This is a genomic window from Sphingobium sp. FW305-3-2-15-F-TSA7, assembly GCF_058787155.1.
Genome location: NZ_JBYSZM010000026.1, coordinates 70,416 through 90,236, shown reverse-complemented (window position 1 = coordinate 90,236; position 19,821 = coordinate 70,416). Strand labels below are relative to the sequence as shown.

Below are 19,821 nucleotides of genomic sequence, written 5' to 3'. Positions count from 1 at the left end.
CCTACCGCGCCGTGCCACGCCACACAAGCGAGCGTTTCGGTTCAGCGCGCCAGTTGATGCCCCAGCACAATCTCCGCAACATGGCGGCGCCCGCCGGTGCGTTCCAGATGCACATACACATCGACGGTGCTGCGGACATAATGATGGATGTCCTCGCGATTCAACCCGGCACCGGCCTGGAGCACGAGCAAGGTGATCTGCTCGATCGCGCGCGCCGCACTGTCTGCATGGACGGTGGTCATCGATCCGGGATGGCCGGTGTTGACCGCGCGCAGGAACGTGAACGCCTCGGGCCCGCGCAACTCACCGACGACGATCCGGTCGGGCCGCATGCGCAGCGATGCGGCAAGCAGGTCCTCCGCCGTCACCCGCGCTTCGCCCAGTTCGCTGCGCGCCGCAAGCAGCCCGACCGCATTGGCATGGCGCAAATGCAGTTCGGGCGTGTCCTCGATCAGGATCAGTCGCTCCCCGGCCGGGATCTCGCGGATCAGCGCGTTGAGGAAAGTCGTCTTGCCCGTCGAGGTTCCGCCCGAAACCAGGATATTCCGGCGCGCGCGTACCGCTTCGCCAAGCAAGCCGGCAATGTCGCCGGCGTCGAGCAAGGCCGCCAGCCGGGCATCGATGTCCGAGGCCGCGCCCTGCCCGTCCCGCCGTGTCGCCGCAAAGGCGCCGCTCGCGACATAGTCGGCCAGCGTCAGATCGGCGGAGACATGTTTGCGGATGGCGAGCGCGATCGGCCCGCGCGTGGCCGGCGGAGCGACGATCTGCACGCGCGCGCCGTCGGGCAATGCAGCCGACAGCAAGGGATGCGCACGGCTGATCCCCTGGTTGGACAAGGCCGCGATCTGGCGGGCAAGCCGCGCCAGCGTCGCTTCGTCCAATGACGGCGCCTCATGCCGTTCGATCGCGCCCGCCAGGCTCTCGACCCAGACCTCGCCCGGCCGGTTGATATAGATATCGGTCACGTCGGCGCGATCGAGCAGCCCGGCCAGCGGCGCGAGATAGCTGCGCAGATAGATCGCGCCGTCGGCCGCGACCTCACTCATCGGCGCGCTTCGACGCCCGTGAAATCGAGATCGCGCGCAACGAACACGGTGATCGCCGCCCCCTGCCGGATCTTCAGCGTCGGCTGGATCGGCGCATTATTCTGTTGGCCGAACAGCATCGTGCCGGGCAGTGCCACGATGACGTCGCGTCCGCTACTGTTGTCGCGCGCCAGATTGACGCCGATATCGAGCGCGGTCTGCAGGATCGCCGAACCGAAGCGCTCGAAGAAATGGCTGTTCACCTTGCCACGCACGCCGACGCGTCCGAGCGGATCGGCGGCGGGCGAGCCGATCGCGATCGTCACGCCGTCGGGCCGTACCAGCCGGGTCCAGTTGACCAGGGCGCGGTTCTGCCCGGGCTGGAGATCGGCCTGATACTGGCCGATCAGCCGGCTGCCGCGCGGGATGAGCACACGGCTGCCGTCGAAGCCGCGCACATCGCGCGAGACCAGGGCACGCGCGAGACCCGGCCGGGTCGAATCGAACGCGGTTTCGAGCACCGCCGGGATCAACGTGCCCTGCGGCACCGTGGTCGGCCGGTTGCGCATCACCGTCGCGCGCGAGCGGCCGCCCGCAACCGCGGTCGCCCCCGCCGGCGCCGCGGCCCCGGCTGCGCCGGCCGTCGCAACCGCTTCGTCGGGGTCGCCGATCGTCACGTCATAGACCAGAACGGTTTCATCCGCCGAGCGTGCCTTGGGCGCGGCCGGAGGCGGCATCGGCGCCTGCATGATCGGCATTTGCGGGGGAGAATAGATCCGCGCCGGCGGCGCCGAGGGCGGTACGGGCAGGATGACCGGCACCGTCGGTTTCAACGGCGCAACGGGCAATGTCGCGCGCGGCGCCAACTGCGGCTCGGGCGGAATGAATAGGCTCGGCAGCGATGCGGGTGCCGCGACCAGATCGGCGTTGCGCGGCTTCACCGCGGGCGCCGTCGCCGCGCGGCGCCGCGCGTCGAGCACGCTGAACAGCAGCAGCGCGGCGAGCAGGATACCGCCCGCGATCGCCCAGCGCGGCAGGCCGGTGCCGGGAAGTGCCACGACCGGCCGCACATCGGCCTGGCCGATGGTGCGTGGATCGAGGCCCTCGGGGCCCGCCATCAGCGCGGCGCCCTTTGCGGCACGCGGGTCGCGGTGGCGAACTGCTTGCCGCGGCGGAACACCAGCCGGTTGACCACATCGTCGATGACATAACGGCCGTCGCGCACCCCGCCATCGACGACGACTTCCTTGCCCTGTGCGTCGATCGCGAACACCGCCGGCAACGTCGCATCGGCATCCCAGGTGACATAGGTCTTCGCGCCATCGTCGCTGATCGCATTGGGCCGCAGCGGTTTCGCGCCACCCAGCCGGTAGCGCCCCTCCTCGATCGCGGCGGTTTCGGCGACGCTCGCAACGGCCGCCGCCGGATAGCGGAAGCGCACCGTATAGGGCGCGAGGCCGCCATAGGCGGGCATCAGCTCGAACACATAGCTGCGCGCGTCGGTCACCACGGTCATGTTGGTCTGCCCGCCGGGCTGGGCGAGCTTGATGAACAGCCGGTCGCCGCGCTTGTTGGGTGTCGCCTGCCATGTCCCGCTATCGCCGACCGCGACATTCTCGATCCGCTCGTCGGGTGCGAACTCGACGGTCAGCTGATAACCATTGGCGACCTGAAGCTGGACGACCTGATCGGGGTCGTAGAGCACCGACTGGATGCGCGGATCGCCCGGCCCCGGCTCGGGCCGGATCTGCGCCAGTGCCAGTGTCGGCGCCAGCAGCGCGATCGGGAACAGCAAGACCTTCACGGCGCTGCCACAACGGTTGCGACGGGTGGCGGCGCGGGGGCGGCAGGCGGCGGCAGCGTTTCGGCGTCGCGGCGATAACGCACCACCTGGAAACCCAGCGGATTGACGAAACGATCCTCGGTCGACAGCGGCTCGCTCGAGAAACGGTAGCGAATGACCGCGACCCAGGGGCGCGCGGGCTCGGTACGACCGTTGGCGTCGCGGCGCTGCGTGTCGAAACGCACCAACGCGGCATTGCCGCCGAGCGGAGACACGCTCTTCACCCGGGTCTCGACCAGGGTCGAACGCGGATAGCGCGCAAGCGGACTATCCGGATTGGAGACCTGCACCCCGGCAAGATAGTCGCTGCGCGCGGCGTCGGCGGACCACAGGGCGGTCTTGCGGTAATTGGACTGGAGCGCATCGATATCGAAGCTCTCACGCGCCACGACATATTGGACGAGGAAGGATTGGGTGAGCGCCGCATCGGGCGCGATCTTCTCGGCATCGACGGGCTTGAGCGCCTGGACATAGCCGGTCTGGCGATCGACCAGCAGCGTATAAGGCACGACGGTCTTTAGCGGCAGCAGGAAGATCAGCGCCGCCGCCTCGAACACCGCGACGATCATCGCGGCGATCGCGACGATCCAGGCGATACGCCGCGAACGATCGAGCGTGTCGCGACGATCCTTCGCCCAGCTGTCCGCTTCCTGATAATAGGCGTCGAGCGCTTCTCGTGAGCTTTTCTTCATGCCGTTCCATCCCGCCGGGCCGCGGCCGCCGATACACGGCTATGGGCGCTGCGTCGAAAGCTTTGGCCGAGCCGCACCGCAACCGGCACGGCATCCTCGCGCGCCCGTGACGGCGTCGGCGCCGATCGGCCGAGATACGCGGTCTGGGGCGGCGGCATCGCGGCCTCGCGACGCTGGGTCGCGGCCACCGCATCGGCGATCGCAAAGGCGCGATCGCGCTGGCCGGGCGCGACATTGATCGCGCCATCGGCGGTGACGCTGCGCGCGCCCGCAAACGAAAGCGCCTGAACCAGACGGCCCGGCAGGCTGAGCAGTTGCGGCGGAAAGCGGAATCCCATCGCAACCCGCGCCGTCGCGACAAGTGCCGCGAGCAGGACGAGCGCGAAGATGAGCGCGACCACCAGCAGTTCGATCGGCGCGGCGGGCGTCGCGATGCCGTCGCGGCGCTGCGCAAGGATGCCGGCAAGCCAGGGCATGACCAGCGCCACCTGGACGCCGAGGATGATCGCGGTCGAGACCGCGCCCAGCGCCGCCCCGCCGAGCGCGCGCACCCAGCCCTCGAAAATGCCGCGCGTGCCGCCAAACAGCAGGAAAAGCGCGAAGAACGGCCCAAGCGCCAGCATCAGCCCGGCGATCAGCCGCACCGAGGAGAAGGCCGCGACGGTCGCTGTGAGATAGACGGTGCGCGCCTGGCCGAGCAGCTTCGCATCGCGCGCGGGATCCCAGCGCGGCTTTTGCTGGAGCTGGTTGAGCCGCTGCATCTGCTGTTGCTGTTGCTGCGGCGACTGCGTCTCGGTCGGACCGACAATGATATCGGCATCCACCGGCTTGCCCGCGCCCAGCCGGTTGAGTTCGGCCATCTGATCGTCGAGCCCCTGGAGATAGGCGACGAGGCTGCCCCCTGCCCCCGGCACGCCCGCCGGGCCACCGATGCCCGCGGCCAGCTCGGCCGGCCCGTGCAGCGTCACATTATAGGCAAGCGTACGAAAGGCCGGCCAACTCGTGGCAAGCAGCAGCACGGCGCCGAGCTTCACCGCCGCCATCACCGCCTCGCGCACGCCCGGCGTCTCGCCGAACAGCATGCGGACGCCGAACAGCGCGACGAAGATCGTCAGCGCGCCGGTCAGGATCAGCGACACGCCCGATCCCGATGCGCTCAGCGCCTGATATCCGCCGGCGCCGATCGCCTGAGCCTGGCAATCGATATGGGCGAGCAGGCTGCTCAGGAACTCGGTGTCGGACAGCGCGGGACAGGCCATCACACGCGCTCCAGCAAGCGCGGAATCCAGTCGGCGGGATCGTCGCCGCTCGTCTCCCGAATCTCGTCGAGCAGCCGCACGGTGCGCTCGCGGCCCGAAAGGATGGTGAGCAGGTCCCGCTCACCCGACAGGTTGAGCCGCGCCACGACGCTGTCGGCGCCATGCTTGATCAGGAAACAATGCGCGTCGTCGGGCAAGGTCCGTACGATTTCATGCTCATGCGCGGTCAGGCCGAAGCCGCCGACATAATCGTCCGCGCGCGCCTTGGGATTGGCCATGAAGATCTGGGTGGCGGCCTGTTCGATGATCGCGCTCGCGATCCGGCTTTCCAGCGCATCCTGCGCGCTCTGCGTCGCGAAGCCGACAATGCCGTTGCGCTTGCGGATGGTCTTTTCCCAATCCTTGATCCGCCGGACGAATACATCGTCGTCGAGCGCTTTCCAGCCCTCGTCCACCACGATGATCGCCGCACTGCCGTCCAACCGCTCCTCGACGCGGTGGAACAGGTACATCATCGCCGGCGTGCGCACTGCGGGATCGTCGAGGATCGCGGTCATGTCGAAGCCCACCGCCTCGGCCGACAGGTCGGTCAGGTCCGCCGGATTGTCGAACAGCCAGGCGCGCTCCCCATCGCCCCACCAGGGCCGCAGCCGCGACCAGAGATCGGCGGCATGGGGACGGTGGCCGCCACGGAACAGCTCGGCCAGATGGCGCAGCCGGCGATGCTCGATCGGCTGCGCGAAATTGGCGTCCACCGCGTCGCGGATGCTCGCCATCTCGTCGACATCGGCGGCACCGGAAATCTGGGCCAGCCAATCGATCAGGAACTGGCGATTGGCGGGATTGTCCTCCAGCTGCAGGGGATTGAGGCCGGCGCTCGTTCCAGGGCGCAACAGATCATAGCGTCCGCCGATCGCGCGGATGAACAGCTCGGCGCCGCGATCCTTGTCGAAGAAGATGATGCGCGGACGGAATTTGCGCGCCTGGGCGAGCAGGAAATTGAGCGCGACGGTCTTGCCCGAGCCCGACGGGCCGATCACCGTGAAATTGCCGAGATCGCCCTGATGGAAATTGAAGAAATAGGGGCCGGCCGCCGTGGTCTCGAGCAGGCTGACCGCTTCACCCCAATGATTGGCGTCGGGACGGCCGAGCGGGAAATTATGGCTGCTCGCAAAGCCCGCGAAATTTCCGGTCGAAACCAGTCCGCGCCGCGCGATATATTTGAAATTGCCGGGAAACTGCGCCCAGAAGGCGGGTTCGAGCGCGATATCCTCACGCACCGCGATGATGCCGAGATCGGCGAGCGACGCCTGGACCTCGGCAACGCCCGCATCGACGATCTCCGGCGTCTCGCCATGGACCGCGACGGTCATGTGATGCTCGCCGAACCCCGCGCGGCCGGCGGCGACTTCGTCCTTCGCCGTCGAGAGTTCGGCGCGCAGGCTGAGCGCTTCGTCCTCGGCCGATCGCATCCGGCGCAACGCCAGATTCATCCGCCCGAGCGCCGCCTGGCGATCGACGAAGCCGAAGGATTGGGAGACCGTGATCTCGAAGGGCAGGCGCAGCAATTCGTCGAGCATGCCCGGCGCGGTCTGGGCGGGATAATCCTTGATCGAGACCAGGCTGACGAAACTGCGCGGCGTCTTGCCCGCCGGCCCGAGTTCAGCGGTATCCTGACCGAAACTGATCCGGCGATAGGGAAGATAAGCGCCGGCATCCTGCATCGGCAGCAGCACCGGCCGCATCTCCGCATTGTAGAGCGACGACAGGAATTCGAGCGGCTCGGAACATGGCCCCTGCGGCGTTTCGTAGGCGCTCAACAGGCGGGGCGCATAGCTGCCGAGCTGGGCGAGCAGATTGTCGCGGGCGCTGTCGAGCTGGCGCAGTTCATGGCCGATGGCGAGATCGGGCTCGGTCGTGGCCCGGCCCATCCAGCCGCGGACGCGATCGGCGATGCCGATCCGCCCCTGAAGCGGGCGGCGCACCAAAGTCAGGAACAGATCGTTGACGTAAAGCCGCTTGTCGTCGAGCCGCTTGCGCCACGCCGCATCGAGTGCGGCCGAGAATTCGTCGGGGAATTTGGCGGTCAGCGCGACATCGGCACGGCGGCGGATGACGTGATGATAGAGCGCGAAGCGCGACGATCCGATCGCCTGCAGCATCGCATCGCGCAGCATCTTGCGATAATTGATCTCATCGGTGTCGGCGGTCTCGAACAGCAGCCCGCGCAGATGGATCACCTGCATCAGCAGGCCGTCGCGCGTCTCCAGCGTATGATCGTCGACGTGCCGGGCATAAGGGAGGTGATGCCCCGCCGGTTTCTCGTTGGCGATCGCGCGCTTGTCCCGCGTCAGGGGCGGTAGGAGTTGCATCGCCAGATCGCATAGTTGCGTACGCGCGGGCAGCGGCCGACCCGGACGAGCCAGAGATCGAAGAAACGCGGCTCGCGCAGGCAGAGCAGAACCCCGACGAGATGCACGACCACCGCCAGCACCAACGCCCAGAGCGAATGGAAGATCAGCAGCAACTCGGTCGCGAGCACCGCGTTGAGGATGAAATAGCTATAAGTGACGCCGGCGAACATCTGCGGCCTCGTCAACGCAACGAAGACCGGATCCTGAGCCACGCCGTTCATGGTTCAGTTCGCCAGGCTGGCGGTGGACTGGATACCCGCGACGATGCTTGCCGCCCCGAACAGGATGAAGCAGCCGAGGATCACCGTCGCGCCATAGCGCCAGTTGATCCGCCCGGTCAGCATCAGGAAGCCGACCGACGCCACCGCAATGACGGCAACCACGGTCGCGACGGTGCCGAGCAAGGTGCCCTGCAGCCAGTTGACCGCCGCCACCAGCACGCCGGAGCCTGCGGGGTCGGCAAGCGAATCCTGCGCGAACGCATGGCCCGGCAGCGCGCAGCATGCCGCGACAACCCACATCATCAACGCCTTGATCTTACGAAGCATCAAGCGGCTTTCCCCCATTTTCCGCGATTCGCCCGTCGGCCACAGTGCGCGCTCGCCCCGACCTTGCCAAGCCCGATCAGAGACTGGCCGGCCGCCGCCATCCCATGCGCTTGTGCGTGGCCGATGTCGCCATCTGTTCGGTGAACCCCAGCCGCCGATACAGCGCCTCGGCGCGCGGATTGTCGCGCGCGACATGCAGATCGATCGCGGGCGCCGACGCCATGATCCATGCCAACAGCGCCGAACCGACGCCCTTGCCGCGCAGTTCGGGGACGAGCGAGATGTCGACGAGATGCCAGGGGGTGGCCGTGCGATCGAGATAAAGCCGGCCGACCGGCCGCGCCGTTGCGCCGGATCGGCCGCGCATCACGATCAGCCAGTCGCAATCGGGAAACTGGGTGGTGAAATGGGTACGCTGCAGGTCGAACTGGCTGTCGAGAAAACGCTCGCGCATTTCGACGGGCCAGTTCGTGTGCGCCAATTCCTCGGCGCGGTGATGCGCATAGAGCCGACGCAGGAACGCCGTGTCGTCGGCCGTTTCCGGACGAAACGTGACGTCCTGCCGGCGCAATGCCTTGGGCAATGCGCCGGAAAACAGGACCGGTGAGGGCTCAGTCATCGCAACACGATATCAATCCCGCGACGCGGGACCATGTGTCACAGCGCTTGACGATCGCCGCCGTCCGACTGCAGCTCACCTTCGAGCCAGCCCTTGAGCGCGCTCTTGGGCGCCGCGCCGACCTTGGTGGCGGCGGGTTCGCCATTCTTGAAGAGGATCATCGTCGGAATGCCGCGCACGCCGTAACGGGCCGGCGCATCGGGATTGTCATCGATGTTGATCTTGGCGATCGTCACCTGCTCACCCAATTCCTCGGCGATCTCCTCGAGCGAAGGGCCAATCATCTTGCACGGACCGCACCATTCCGCCCAGAAATCGACCAGCACTGGTCGGTCGGACGCAATGACATCGTCGTGGAAACTCGAATCGCTGATCGCTTTGGTGGCCATTTGCCGGACTCCTTCTGTCGGACCCTATCTAGGAACACTGTACCGTTCGCTCAACGGCTTTGACCCAAGCTTTGCTCCATGTCCTGCAAGCCGGGCTTGTGGCGCGCAAGCAGCGCCGGATCGAGCGGCATCAGCGTCGGCCCTGCCGTATAGAGCAGGGCCGCCTCGATCCGCCGCCCCGGAAAGATCACGCGCAGCGCCTCGGCATAGGCCGACATCTGCCGCAGATGATGGACCGGCGCGGCATCGGCGGATGATGGAACGCGCCGCCCCGTCTTGAAATCGACGAGGCGGACGACGTCGTCGCCGACGATCAGCCGGTCGACCGTGCCCGCGATCACATCGCCGCCGACCACTGCCGCGATCGGCGCTTCGGCAAGCGCGCCGGGCGCGAACAGGTCGGGATGGCGATCGATGACCGCCAGTGCGGCCGCGACGATCGCGCCGCGTTCGCCGGCATCGGCCACGCCGGCATTGAGTTCCAGCCAGCGCAGCGCCCCGGCCTCGCGATCGGCGGGCGCGACTTCGGGCAGACGTTCGAACAGCGCATGGAGATGCCGGCCGCGCTCGGCGGCGGCACGCATGCCGATGCCGGGCGGTGGGCTCGCCGCATCATCGTCGCCCAGCGACGAGGGCGCCAGCGGACGCGGCGGACGCGCTTCGACCGGTGCGGGCCGGCGCAGCCAATCGGGAAGCGCGGGCTCGATCATCCGCGCCCCCGAAACCTCCCTGCCCGTCACCGCATCGCCGCCGGCGAAATGGCGGACCATGCCCCAGGGCGCTTCCTCCACCGCCTCGACCTCGAGCGAGGCCATGGCCCGCTCGACCGCGGCATGCCAGCTTTTCTCGGGCGCGACACCCTTGGCGCGCGGACCGAGCGCACCACCGACGACCAGCCATTCCTCGGCGCGGGTCAGCGCGACATAAAGCAGCCGCCAATGTTCCTCCATCTCGCGCGCATCGGCGAGCGCCGCCGCGTCGGCGAGGCTGCCGGTCAATTCATCCTTGCGCGGCCGGAACACCGGCACAGGATCGGCGCCGTCGATCACCGGCCAGTCGAGCCGGCCGCGCGGGCTCGATCCCGGATCGACCGTCGCATCGGCCAGCACGACCAAAGGCGCCTGCAATCCCTTGGCGCCATGCGCGGTCATCACGCGGACGGCGTCGAGCGGCTGCGAGGGATCACGCTTGATATCCTCGGTCTCGCGTTCGAACCGATCGAGGAACGCCTGCAATGTCGGTGTCGCATCGCGCTCGAAGCCGAGTGCGGCATTCATCAGTTCCTCGATCGGGTCGCGCGCCTCCTGCCCCAGCCGCCGCAGCAGCTTGCGCCGTCCGTCGAGCGGCCCCGACAATATCTCTTCGAGAAAACGGTAAGGCGTCGTGAAATCGGCGCGGCGCAGCATCTCACGCAAAGCGGCGGGCTGACGATCGCCGAGATGCCCCCAAAGCGATCCCCTGCGCCCATGCGCCGCGACATAGAGATCGTCCTGCGACCAGCCGACCAGCGGCGATACCAGCAGTGCGGCAAGGTTGAGATCGTCCTGGGGCTGGGTCGCGAAGCGCACGGCGGCAAGCAGGTCGCGAACGGCGAGCGGTGCATTGAGCCGCAACCGGTCGACGCCCGCCACCGGCACACCTTCGGCATGGAGGCGCGCGACGATCAGCGAGGCGAGTTCGCTGCGCCGGCGTACGAGGATCAGGATATCCTGCGGTTCGAGCCGTTTGGGCCGGCCGCGATTGTTGATCCAGAGCCCGGCATCGAGCCAGGCCTTGATCTGTCGCGCCAACAGCGTCGCGAAATTGCGCGTCGAATCCGACAGCCAGCTTTCGTCGCCGTCGATATCGCTTTCCGCCGCGGCTTCCGGCGAGACCGGGCTCCACAGGGTCACCCGTCCCGGCCCCGGGACGGCGCTGCGATGCGGCTCGAGATCGATCATGCCGCTGAGCGCGCCCTCACCAAGTTCCGCGAGGACCCGATCAACAAGCGAGAGGACCGGTGCGGTAGACCGGAAGGATTCGGTCAGCGAGAGCCTATGGACCTCACGCCCGCCCTCGCGCGCGCGCGCCGAGAAATAGTCCTGTGCAGCGCGAAAGAAGACGGGATCGGTGCCCTGGAAACCGAAGATCGCCTGTTTGAAATCGCCAACCGAAAAGATCGTCCGTACCCGGTTCTGGTCGTCGGGATCGTCGACGAAGAACTCCTCGGCCAATGCCCGGATGATCGTCCACTGATTGAGATTGGTGTCCTGCGCTTCGTCGACCAGGACATGATCGGTCGCCTGATCGAGCTTGTAGCGGATCCATTCTGCCATATGCGACTGGCCGAGCAGCGAGACGGTGCGCCGGATCAGATCGTCGAAATCGACCACGCCCGTGGCGCGCTTGGCCTCGGCATAAGCACGCGCATAGGTCCGCCCCGCCTCCAGCCCCTGTGCCAGCAATGCGGCCAGTCCGGCGCGTGCACGCAGGCCGAGCAGTTCAGCGCATTGGCCGTGCAGCGCCATCGCCGCATCCTCATAGCCCGCAACCTGCGGTGCCTGCCCCGGTTTGAACGAACGCGGATCGCCATCCGCCTTGGCCCAGACCAGATGAAGCTCCCCCAGCCGTTCGGCGCGTTCGGCCGGATCGAGCCCGATCCAGCCGCGGACGATCGTTGCGCGCGCCTGCCCGTTCTTGGTCGCCCAAACCTCGTTTGCTTCCGCGACGAACTCCAGCTCGTCCTCGAAACCGGCGCACGCATCGGCGATGATCGCCTCGACATCGCCATCGGGCACGTCGAGGGCGGTGCGCACCGCGTCGCCGATATCGTCGCCCAGCGCCTCCATCGCATCGGGCGCGCGCGCGCAATTGGCGAGGAAGCTTTCGGCGCCCCCCTCCCCCAGCCTGAGGCTCAGCACCCGCAGGGCGTCGGTCAGGCCGGTCTCGCCGCGCGCTTCGGCCGCGACCAGCATGTCGGCCATGGTCTGACGCGCCAGCGTGGCTTCCTCGCGCCCCTCCATCGGCCTGAATCCGGGGATCAAGCCCGCCTCGACCGGAAAGCCCGACAACAGGGTCTGGCAGAAACTGTGGATGGTCTGGATGCGCAGCCCGGCGCCGCTGGCATCGAGCACGCGCGCGAACAGCTTGCGCGCCGTCGCCATCAATTCGGGCGTGCCGGTTTCGCCCAGCGCCTCCAGTTCCGCGAACAGTTCCGGCCCCTTCATCCGCACCCAGGAGGCAAGCCGGGCATGGATGCGATCGGCCATTTCGGTCGCGCCCGCCTTGGTGAAGGTCAGGCACAGGATCGACGACGGATCGGCGCCGCTCAGCAACAGCCGCATGACGCGCGCGGATAGCACCTGGGTCTTGCCGGTGCCGGCCGATGCCGACAGCCAGACATTCTCGCGCGGTTCGGACGCCAGCTTCTGATTGCCCTTGAGCGCGACGGGAGACGCCATCTAGCCCTCTCCCCCTGCGACGGCCGGCGATGCCGTCGTCCTTTCGCGCCCATACCATTCGTCCAGCCGCATCAGCTGATCATAGTCGCCATAGGGGGCATGCTCGGGATGCAGCTTCGCGGTGAACGGTTCGCTGCCGGTCAACCAGCGCGCGGCGGCGGCGGCAAAGGTCCGCTCCGCCAAAGCGGTGAAATCGGCGGTCGCGACCTTGCCGCCCTTGGCTTCGGGATGCACCGGCGAACGCCGCGATCCGAACTGGCCGCGATCCTTGGCCAGGGACCAATATTCGAACGCCCCCGCCTTGCCCGAAATGCCGTCGAAGCCGCCACGCTCCGCGATCAGGCCGAGCAGGCCGAGCTGCATCGCGAACCCCTCCGCCACCGCAGTGTCCGATGGTGGCTTGCCGGTCTTGTAGTCGATAACCGCAAAGCCGCCATCGGCCAGCCGGTCGACGCGATCGGCGCGTCCGTCAAGATCGATGCCGGCAATCTCCGCCTTGCCCCAGGCCTCCGCTTTCCACGGCTCACGCCCTTCGCCGCGCCCGGTCTCGATCTCGCGCGCGATCCAGTCGAGCGCCTCCATCACGCGCGGCTGCCAGAGCGCACGGAGCAAGGGATGCACTTCGGCGCGCGCGAACAGTGCCTCGGCGATGGGCAGCAACGCGCCCGGCGCCCACCCCTGCTTCGCCCAATCCTCCAGCACCGCATGGATCGCGGTGCCGCGCCAAGCCGCGCTGGGATCGGCATCGATCGAATCGAGCGCGCGCAGCCCGAGCATCTTGAGCGCGTAGAAGGCATAGGGATCGGCCTTCAACCGATCGACCTGGGTCACGCTGAGCGCGGTCGGGCGATCCTTGACGGGGGGCGTCGGCGCGGGCTGCGCGGCCGGCGTGAAATCGTCGGGCCGGTCGATCGCGCGCGCCCATGCGCCAGCCTCTTCCAGCCGGGTCATCTCGCCCGCCATGGCCTCCATCCGCAACCAGAAGCGCGAGGCGATCGTCGGCGCGGTGGCGTCGCGCCGCGCGCGCGTCACGATCACCTGCGGCGCGCCGAGCGCGCCGGCAAGGTCGTGCGCGGCGATGCCGATCCGCCGTTCCAGGCTGGGCAGTCCCAGTTCATGGCGCGCGCGCGGCGCCAGCCAGGGATCGGGGCTGGGCAGGCCCGGCCAGACGCCTTCGTTCAATCCGCCGAGGATCATCAGATCGGGCTGTTGCAGCCGCGCTTCGATCGCGCCCCAGATCGAGATGCGCGGATGGCCGCCCTGGGGCGGGCGCACCGCGACCTCGTCCATCATCCGCCGCAGCATCGGCGCGATCGCATCGGCGCGCACACCCTCCGGTCCATCGGGCGCATGGGTTTCGAGATCGGCAAGCAGATCGGCCGCCTCGCGCCCCGCGCTGCCCGACCAGGCCGCATCGCCGGCAAGCCGTGTCGCCGCCTCGCGGATGGCCTCGACCGCCGCCGACAGGCTGGCCGCCGCGCCGAAGCCGGCTTCGAGCGGCGCGAGCAGCGCCCGGATCTCCGCCCAGCCAGGCTGCGCACGCGCGCGCACCCGTCGCTCGCGTTCGGTGCCCCCCGCCAGGAAATCGTCGATCCCGCTCAATCCGGCTGGCGGCCGCGGTCCCCTGAGCGCCAGATCGAGCAGACGGACCCAATCGAGCCAGACCAGCCGATCCTCGCCGCTGCGCACCAGCGGATGTTTAAGCAGAGCGAGCAGCGGTACCGGCGCGAAGCGCTCCGCCGCCGCCTCGACGATCGCGAGCAGCAGCGCGCCTTCGGGTTTGACCGACAATGGCTGCCCCGCCGAATCGTCGGCATCGATGCCCCAGCGCTTGAGATGCGCGGAGACCCGCGTTGCCAGCGCGCGATCCGGCGTCACCAGTGCTGCCGTCCGTGCCGGAGTCTCCAGCGCCTCGCGCAGCGCGATCGCGATCGACTGTGCCTCTTCGGCGGGCGTCGCCGCTTCGAGCGCACGGATGCCGGGCAGGTTGCGCACCGTTTCCGCATCGCCCCATTTGTCCGAGAATTCGGCCGGGGTCAGCGCATTGGCGATCGCCTTGCTGCGCGGCGCGCGCGCGTCATGCCCGCCACCCCAGCGCCAGGTCTCGACTTCGCCGCGCGCCATACCCATCCGGTCGAGCAGCAGCTTCAAATGGAATTGCGGATGCGTCTCGATCGACCGACGCCGGAATTCCGTCACCGGATCGCGTTCGAAGGGGCCGAGCGCGTCCCATTCCAGATCGGGCATCTCGTCGTCCAGGCTGAGCCCCGGCAGCACGACCATGCCTCGCTCCATCCGCGCGATCACGCGTAGCAGCGTCGCGGCGGCGGGCGGCGGATTGGTCATGCCGGCGGCGACGACAAAACCCGGCGGCGGCGCATCCCGCCAGCGCGCGGCGACGTGCTGGAGCAGGCGATTGCGACGATCGGCCAGATCGATCCTGCCGATCCGCGCCAGTGCCCCAGGCCAATGATCGAGGATGATGGTGAGCAATGTCAGCGATTTCTGCCAATGCGACGACAGTTCGCCCGCGACTTCCAAGGTCCGCAGTTCGCGCGGCGCGACGCCCTCGACCAGCATCTGGTCGAGCGTGCGCGCAAGATCGGTCGCCAGCCGCAGCGCCTCCGCCGCGTCCACCGGCTCACCGGCCCGCGCCCGTTCCTGTTGGACCAGTCGCGCCAGCATCATGCGGCGCTGCATCGGTTCGACCGCTGGCGGGATAGGTTCGGCGCTGCCGATCGGATCGAGCGCGCTGCCCAGCCGCTCGTCGAGCGCATCGTCGCCGATCGGCACGAGCCGCGGCAGCAGCAGTCCGCCCTCGGATCGGCGGACGAACGCTTCGGTCACCGCGCGCGCGGCGCGGTTGTTGGGAACGAGGACAATGCCTTGCGCCAGGCCCAGCGGGCCTTCGGCGTGGCTCCGCAACAGCCCCTCCGCCAGCGCGTCGGCAAAGGCCCGGTGATGCGGGATAGTGAAGACGGCCGGCTTGGTCCGCTCACCCATCGGCGAGCATCGCCTCCGTCTTCTTGACCGCGCCGGGCGTGCCCACGTCGAACCACAGCCCCTGATGGACCAGCCCGTAAAGCCGTCCTTCGGCGATGGCGCGTTCCCAGAAGATCATCGTCGAGAACGGCCCCTCGGGCGGATCGCGCAACAGCCGGTGCGAGACGATCTGAACGCCGGTATAGACGAAGGGCGCCACCTTGCCGCGCTTGCGCCTGCTGGTGATCCGGCCGTCGGGATCCATATGGAAATCGCCCTGACCGCCATGGCAATTGGCGCGCGCCAGCGGCACCAGTAGCAGCAGCGCGTCCATCTCGTCGGGGTTCCAGCGCTGTTCGAGCAGCCGGATCGCGTCGGTCGGCCCGTCGATCCAGAGATTGTCGCTGTTGACGCAGAGAAAGGGATCCTGCGGGATCAGCGGCAGCGCCTTGACGAGGCCACCGCCGGTTTCCATCAACAGGTCACGCTCGTCCGAGAGCGTGATCTCGATGTCCTTCACCGCGTTGCGCAGGTGCGCTTCGAGGGCGTCGGCGAGATAATGGACGTTGACCACGGCACGCGTCACCCCGGCCGAGCGCAGCCGGTCGAAGGTGCGGTCGAGCAGGCTCCTGCCCGCCACCTCGACCAACGGCTTGGGGCGCGTCGCAGTCAACGGACGCATACGCTTGCCCAGCCCGGCGGCCATGACCATCGCGGTGTCCAGCCGCGGCGCGCTGGTGTCGGGCCGCAGCGACAATGTCTTCTTGGCGCGGTTCATTGCGCTGCCATCTCCATCAGCGCGCCGCCGCGCTTTTCCGGCGGAATATTCGCATCGAACCAGTCTCGCACCGGCGCAAGCGCTGGATGGGCCAGATCGCGTTCGAGATAGCCCCAGACGCGCGGCAGATAATCGAGATAGCGCGGCTTGCCGTCGCGCTGCCACAACCGGGTGAAGATGCCGATGATCTTGGCGTTGCGCTGCGCACCGAGCAGGGCATAGGCGGTGTCGAATTCAGCCCCTGCCCCCGCTTCATATTTATAGAGCGCCAGCATCTGCGCTTCGAGCGGCTCGGCCACGTCGCGGCGCGCATCCTGAAGCATCGAGACGACGTCATAAGCCGGATGGCCCGCCAGCGCGTCCTGGAAATCGAGCAGGCCGAGCCCGTCGAGCCCCTCAACCCCCTCGATCAGCATGATATTCTCGGCATGATAGTCGCGCAGCACCGTCACTTGCCGATCGAGATAGAGATCGCCCATCACGGCGTCCCACGCGGCTTCATATCCCGCTTCGTCGGGCACGATGCCGATCGCTCCGCAATACCATTCGGTCAGCAGCTTCGCTTCGCGTAGATATTGCGCCCGGTCATATGGCGGCACATCCATGGCCTCATGACGATGAAGCTGCGCGAGCAGCCGCATGGTATCGGCATAGATGCGATGTTCGGCCTCGGGCGCGGCGTCGATCACTTCGCGCATGCGTGCGTCGCCGAAATCCTCGAGCAGGACGAGGCCGTTCGCCATGTCCCTCGCCAGGATCTCCGGCGCGCGAAAGCCGAGGCTCGCCAGATGCTCGGCGACCTGGATGAAGGGGCGCGGATCCTCGTGCGGCGGGGGCGCATCCATCAGCACGGCCTGGCGCCCGGGCGCATGCACGCGAAAATAGCGTCGGAACGACGCATCACCGGCGAGCGGGCGGATCTCCGCCCCTCCCCAGCCATGCGCATCGAGAAAGGCAGGTGCTGCCTCGGGCGGAATCATATCGGCGGCCATCGGCTCTCCCAAGACGCGGGCACGGTGGCTGTCAAGACGCGCGCGCCGTCCGCGGTCCTCTCCAAGGCGAGTTGCAATGCCTGCGGCCATGACTGCCCGCCCATCCGCTCCGGCCATTCGACCAGCAGCAGCGAATCCTGCAGCAGATCGTCGAGGCCGAGTTCCTCGATATCGTCGGGATCCTCGATCCGGTAGAGATCGACATGCGCGACCGGAAAGCGGGTTTCGGGCGGGCCATAGGGCTGGACGATCGCGAAGGTCGGGCTCGGCGCTTCCTCTTCCAGTCCCAGCGCCGCGAGCAGCCCGCGCGCGAGTGTCGTCTTGCCGGCGCCGAGATCGCCCGACAGCGCGATCACGTCACCGGGTCGCGCAACCCGCGCCAGCGCCGCGCCCAGCGCAAGCGTCGCGGCCTCGTCGGCGAGCGGGATCATCGCGGCAGCTCGATCGTCGTCATCGTGCCGCTGCCGGGCTCGGAATAGAGCGTCAGCGTGCCGCCATGCGCCTCGACGAACTGACGCGCGAGCGGCAACGCCATGCCCAGCGCATCGTCGCCGTCACGCATCCGCTCCGCCCGGCTGAACGGATCGAAGGCGCGCGCCTGCTCGCTGGAGGTCATGCCCGGTCCGTCATCGGACACCACGATCCGCGCCGCTGCGGCATCGCCGCCGCCATGCAGCAGGATGCGCCCGCCAGTCCCGGTGTTCGCCAGCGCATGGGCGAGCAGATGCCCCACCGCCTGACGCAGGCGCCGCGTATCGCCCTTGATCCCGCCCAGCGACGGATCGAGTTCGACCGCGAAATCCATGCCCTTCGCGACCATGGCCGGCCGCGCCTCGTCGGCCGCCTGCTGCGCCACGGCGATCAGATTGACCGGGGCCATATCGAGCGACAATGCATCTGCTTCGCTCTGGGTCAGGTCGAGCACGCCGTCGATCAGCACGCCCAGCCGTGCGACCGAGTCGAGGATGGCGGACACATAATCCTTCGCCTGATCGCCGAGTTCGCCGGCATAACCCTCGTTCAGCATTTCGGCGAAGCCGCCGATCGAGGTCAGCGGCGTGCGCAATTCGTAGCTCATATTGGCGACGAACGCGGTCTTCACCCGATCGGCCTGTTCGAGTGCCTCGGCACGATCGCGCAAGGCCTGCTCAGCCTTTCGGCTGTCGGAGATGTCGAGCATCGTGAACAGCGCATTGCCGTCGGGCAGCGGCACCGCGGCGAATTCGAAATGCCGGCCGTCGGACAGCGACACGCGTCCGCTGCGCTGGCGCCGTTCCGCCGTCGCTGTGCGGACCAGCTCGCGGATGAGTCCGGCGCGCTTCGGGTTGGCCAGCCGTTCCGCCGCGACATCCGCAAGCACGTCGATGCGCGGATGGGTGGCGAGGAATTCCTCCTCGAAATCCCAGATCTCGCGGAACCGCTTGTTCCAGAGATTGAGGCGCCCATCGGCCGCGAATACGCCGATCGCTTCGAACAGATTGTTAAAGGTCGCGGTGCGCACCCGCAGCAGCGTGTCGCGCGCGCTTTCGAGCTGCACCTGTTCGGTGCGATCCTCGAAGATCAGCAGCAATCCGCCATCGGGCAAAGGCTGGGCGACGACGCGAAGGTGCGTGCCGCCGGGCAGCAGCCAGCTTTCCTCGGCAGCGCCTTCGGTCGACGTGAACCATCCGCGCCGCTCCGCCTTCCAGCCGGGAAAATCGCGGCTCTCGGGCACACGGTCGGCCTCGCGCATGCGTTCGAGGATCCGGTCGAATTCGGGACGATCGATCAGCCATTCGGGCTTGATCGCGAAAATCCGCTGGAAAGGCTGGTTGCAGAAGACGAGCGCGCGGTCGGGGCCGAATTGCGCGACGCCGGCCGACAGCAGGTCGAGCATGTTGCGCTGCGCATCGCGGAAACGCCGGAACGCGCCGCGCACCTGTTCGGTCTCCTCGATGTCGATGGCATAGCCCGCGACCCCGGCATCGCCCAGCGGCACATCGACGACGCGCATCGTCCGCCGCGCACCGCCGATCGTCGCGGGCACGGTGCGCGTCAGCACCTCGTTCTTCTCGCGCGCCTGCGCCGCCATCGCGAACGGGGTGCGTCCACCGCTCGCCTCGACGAGTTCCAGGCCGCGCTCGACCACATCGGCGGCGCTCATCCCTTCGACGGCCTTCACATAAGCGCTGTTGACCAGAGTCAGCCGCAGATCCGGCCCGCGATGCCACATCGGAAAGGGCGACGCCTCGATCAACCCGGACAGCGCCTCGAACGCCTTGGCGAGCCGCGCCGCTTCGCTGCCAAGCCGGCCAATCTCGGCCTGGCTTTCGGTCGCATCGAAGAACCAGAGGATCACGCCGCCCGGCGCGGACAGATCGGCGGTCGCGACCGCGCCACGGATCAGCAAGGTGCGCGACGAAGCACGCGCGCGCACCGCACGCACGAAGCCGCGCGCCGATTTCTGCGCGATCGCGACCTCGCGGACCAACCCCGCCGAATCCTCCTCGCTCAGGCCGCCCTCCGGCGTGGTGAGGTCCGCCAGGAAATTGGGCATACGGCCGAGCCCCAGCCAGTCCGCCAATCTTTCGGGGGCTTCGATCCGTCCATCGGGGCGCACCATCATCGGCAGCGCGGGGGCGGAATCGAGAAGCTGCTGAAGCCGATTGGCCTGCATGCCGGCATGACGCGCGCGCCGACGCATCGCGAGCCCCGTCACCACCGCCCATGTGGAGGCAGCAAGCCACAGCGCCAGCACGATGCCGGCGACGACAGGCACGAAGCCGGATTCGGTCAAGGCCGGTCCATGAAATCAGGCACACTCATCGCCCTTGTTCTTAGAGCCTGTTTGAAAAAGCGCG

At 68.0% G+C, this 19,821-nt stretch carries 16 protein-coding genes; all 16 read right to left on the bottom strand.

The genetic code is table 11. From position 1 onward, the window contains the following. Positions 1-41: 41 nt before the first annotated feature. A complete protein-coding gene (virB11, locus tag AC3WN8_RS20070; protein WP_492671249.1) occupies positions 42-1,046 on the bottom strand; it encodes a P-type DNA transfer ATPase VirB11 in 1,005 nt (334 codons plus the stop codon). Then, the gene (locus tag AC3WN8_RS20065; protein ID WP_492671248.1) at positions 1,043-2,143 is read right to left on the bottom strand and encodes a TrbI/VirB10 family protein; all 1,101 of its coding nucleotides are present in this window, start codon (positions 2,141-2,143) and stop codon (positions 1,043-1,045) included. Before AC3WN8_RS20065 ends, virB11 begins: the two co-directional genes overlap by 4 nt. Then, on the bottom strand, positions 2,143-2,829 hold the full coding sequence (locus tag AC3WN8_RS20060) for a TrbG/VirB9 family P-type conjugative transfer protein (RefSeq protein ID WP_492671247.1): 687 nt from the start codon (positions 2,827-2,829) through the stop codon (positions 2,143-2,145). Before AC3WN8_RS20060 ends, AC3WN8_RS20065 begins: the two co-directional genes overlap by 1 nt. Beyond that, positions 2,826-3,560 (bottom strand): VirB8 family type IV secretion system protein, encoded by a 735-nt coding sequence (locus AC3WN8_RS20055; protein ID WP_492671246.1) that lies wholly within the window; start codon positions 3,558-3,560, stop codon positions 2,826-2,828. The genes AC3WN8_RS20060 and AC3WN8_RS20055 overlap by 4 nt, the downstream gene beginning before the upstream one ends. Then, positions 3,557-4,819, bottom strand: a complete 1,263-nt coding sequence (locus tag AC3WN8_RS20050; RefSeq protein WP_492671245.1) for a type IV secretion system protein — start codon at positions 4,817-4,819, stop codon at positions 3,557-3,559. The genes AC3WN8_RS20055 and AC3WN8_RS20050 overlap by 4 nt, the downstream gene beginning before the upstream one ends. Next, complete coding sequence (locus AC3WN8_RS20045; RefSeq protein WP_492671244.1) at positions 4,819-7,191, bottom strand: VirB4 family type IV secretion/conjugal transfer ATPase; 2,373 nt, start codon at positions 7,189-7,191, stop codon at positions 4,819-4,821. Before AC3WN8_RS20045 ends, AC3WN8_RS20050 begins: the two co-directional genes overlap by 1 nt. Further along, positions 7,170-7,454 carry a VirB3 family type IV secretion system protein gene (locus AC3WN8_RS20040; protein ID WP_492671243.1) on the bottom strand — a complete coding sequence of 95 codons (285 nt, stop codon included), beginning with the start codon at positions 7,452-7,454 and terminating at the stop codon, positions 7,170-7,172. The genes AC3WN8_RS20045 and AC3WN8_RS20040 overlap by 22 nt, the downstream gene beginning before the upstream one ends. Positions 7,455-7,457: 3 nt before the next feature. Further along, positions 7,458-7,781: a TrbC/VirB2 family protein gene (locus AC3WN8_RS20035; protein WP_492671242.1), complete on the bottom strand. Its 324-nt coding sequence runs from the start codon at positions 7,779-7,781 to the stop codon at positions 7,458-7,460. 76 nt (positions 7,782-7,857) lie between these two features. Next, positions 7,858-8,400: a GNAT family N-acetyltransferase gene (locus AC3WN8_RS20030; protein ID WP_492671241.1), complete on the bottom strand. Its 543-nt coding sequence runs from the start codon at positions 8,398-8,400 to the stop codon at positions 7,858-7,860. Positions 8,401-8,438: 38 nt separating this feature from the next. Then, positions 8,439-8,789, bottom strand: a complete 351-nt coding sequence (gene trxA / locus AC3WN8_RS20025) for a thioredoxin (RefSeq protein ID WP_492671240.1) — start codon at positions 8,787-8,789, stop codon at positions 8,439-8,441. Between the two features lie 50 nt (positions 8,790-8,839). After that, the gene (gene addA, locus AC3WN8_RS20020; RefSeq protein ID WP_492671239.1) at positions 8,840-12,229 is read right to left on the bottom strand and encodes a double-strand break repair helicase AddA; all 3,390 of its coding nucleotides are present in this window, start codon (positions 12,227-12,229) and stop codon (positions 8,840-8,842) included. Next, a complete protein-coding gene (addB, locus tag AC3WN8_RS20015) occupies positions 12,230-15,232 on the bottom strand; it encodes a double-strand break repair protein AddB (protein WP_492671238.1) in 3,003 nt (1,000 codons plus the stop codon). Beyond that, complete coding sequence (locus AC3WN8_RS20010; RefSeq protein ID WP_492671237.1) at positions 15,225-15,989, bottom strand: nucleotidyltransferase family protein; 765 nt, start codon at positions 15,987-15,989, stop codon at positions 15,225-15,227. The genes addB and AC3WN8_RS20010 overlap by 8 nt, the downstream gene beginning before the upstream one ends. After that, complete coding sequence (locus AC3WN8_RS20005; protein ID WP_492671256.1) at positions 15,986-16,969, bottom strand: aminoglycoside phosphotransferase family protein; 984 nt, start codon at positions 16,967-16,969, stop codon at positions 15,986-15,988. Before AC3WN8_RS20005 ends, AC3WN8_RS20010 begins: the two co-directional genes overlap by 4 nt. Further along, a complete protein-coding gene (tsaE, locus tag AC3WN8_RS20000; RefSeq protein WP_492671236.1) occupies positions 16,966-17,412 on the bottom strand; it encodes a tRNA (adenosine(37)-N6)-threonylcarbamoyltransferase complex ATPase subunit type 1 TsaE in 447 nt (148 codons plus the stop codon). Before tsaE ends, AC3WN8_RS20005 begins: the two co-directional genes overlap by 4 nt. Beyond that, positions 17,409-19,757, bottom strand: a complete 2,349-nt coding sequence (locus tag AC3WN8_RS19995; RefSeq protein WP_492671235.1) for a PAS domain-containing sensor histidine kinase — start codon at positions 19,755-19,757, stop codon at positions 17,409-17,411. The genes tsaE and AC3WN8_RS19995 overlap by 4 nt, the downstream gene beginning before the upstream one ends. Between the last annotated feature and the right edge of the window lie 64 nt (positions 19,758-19,821).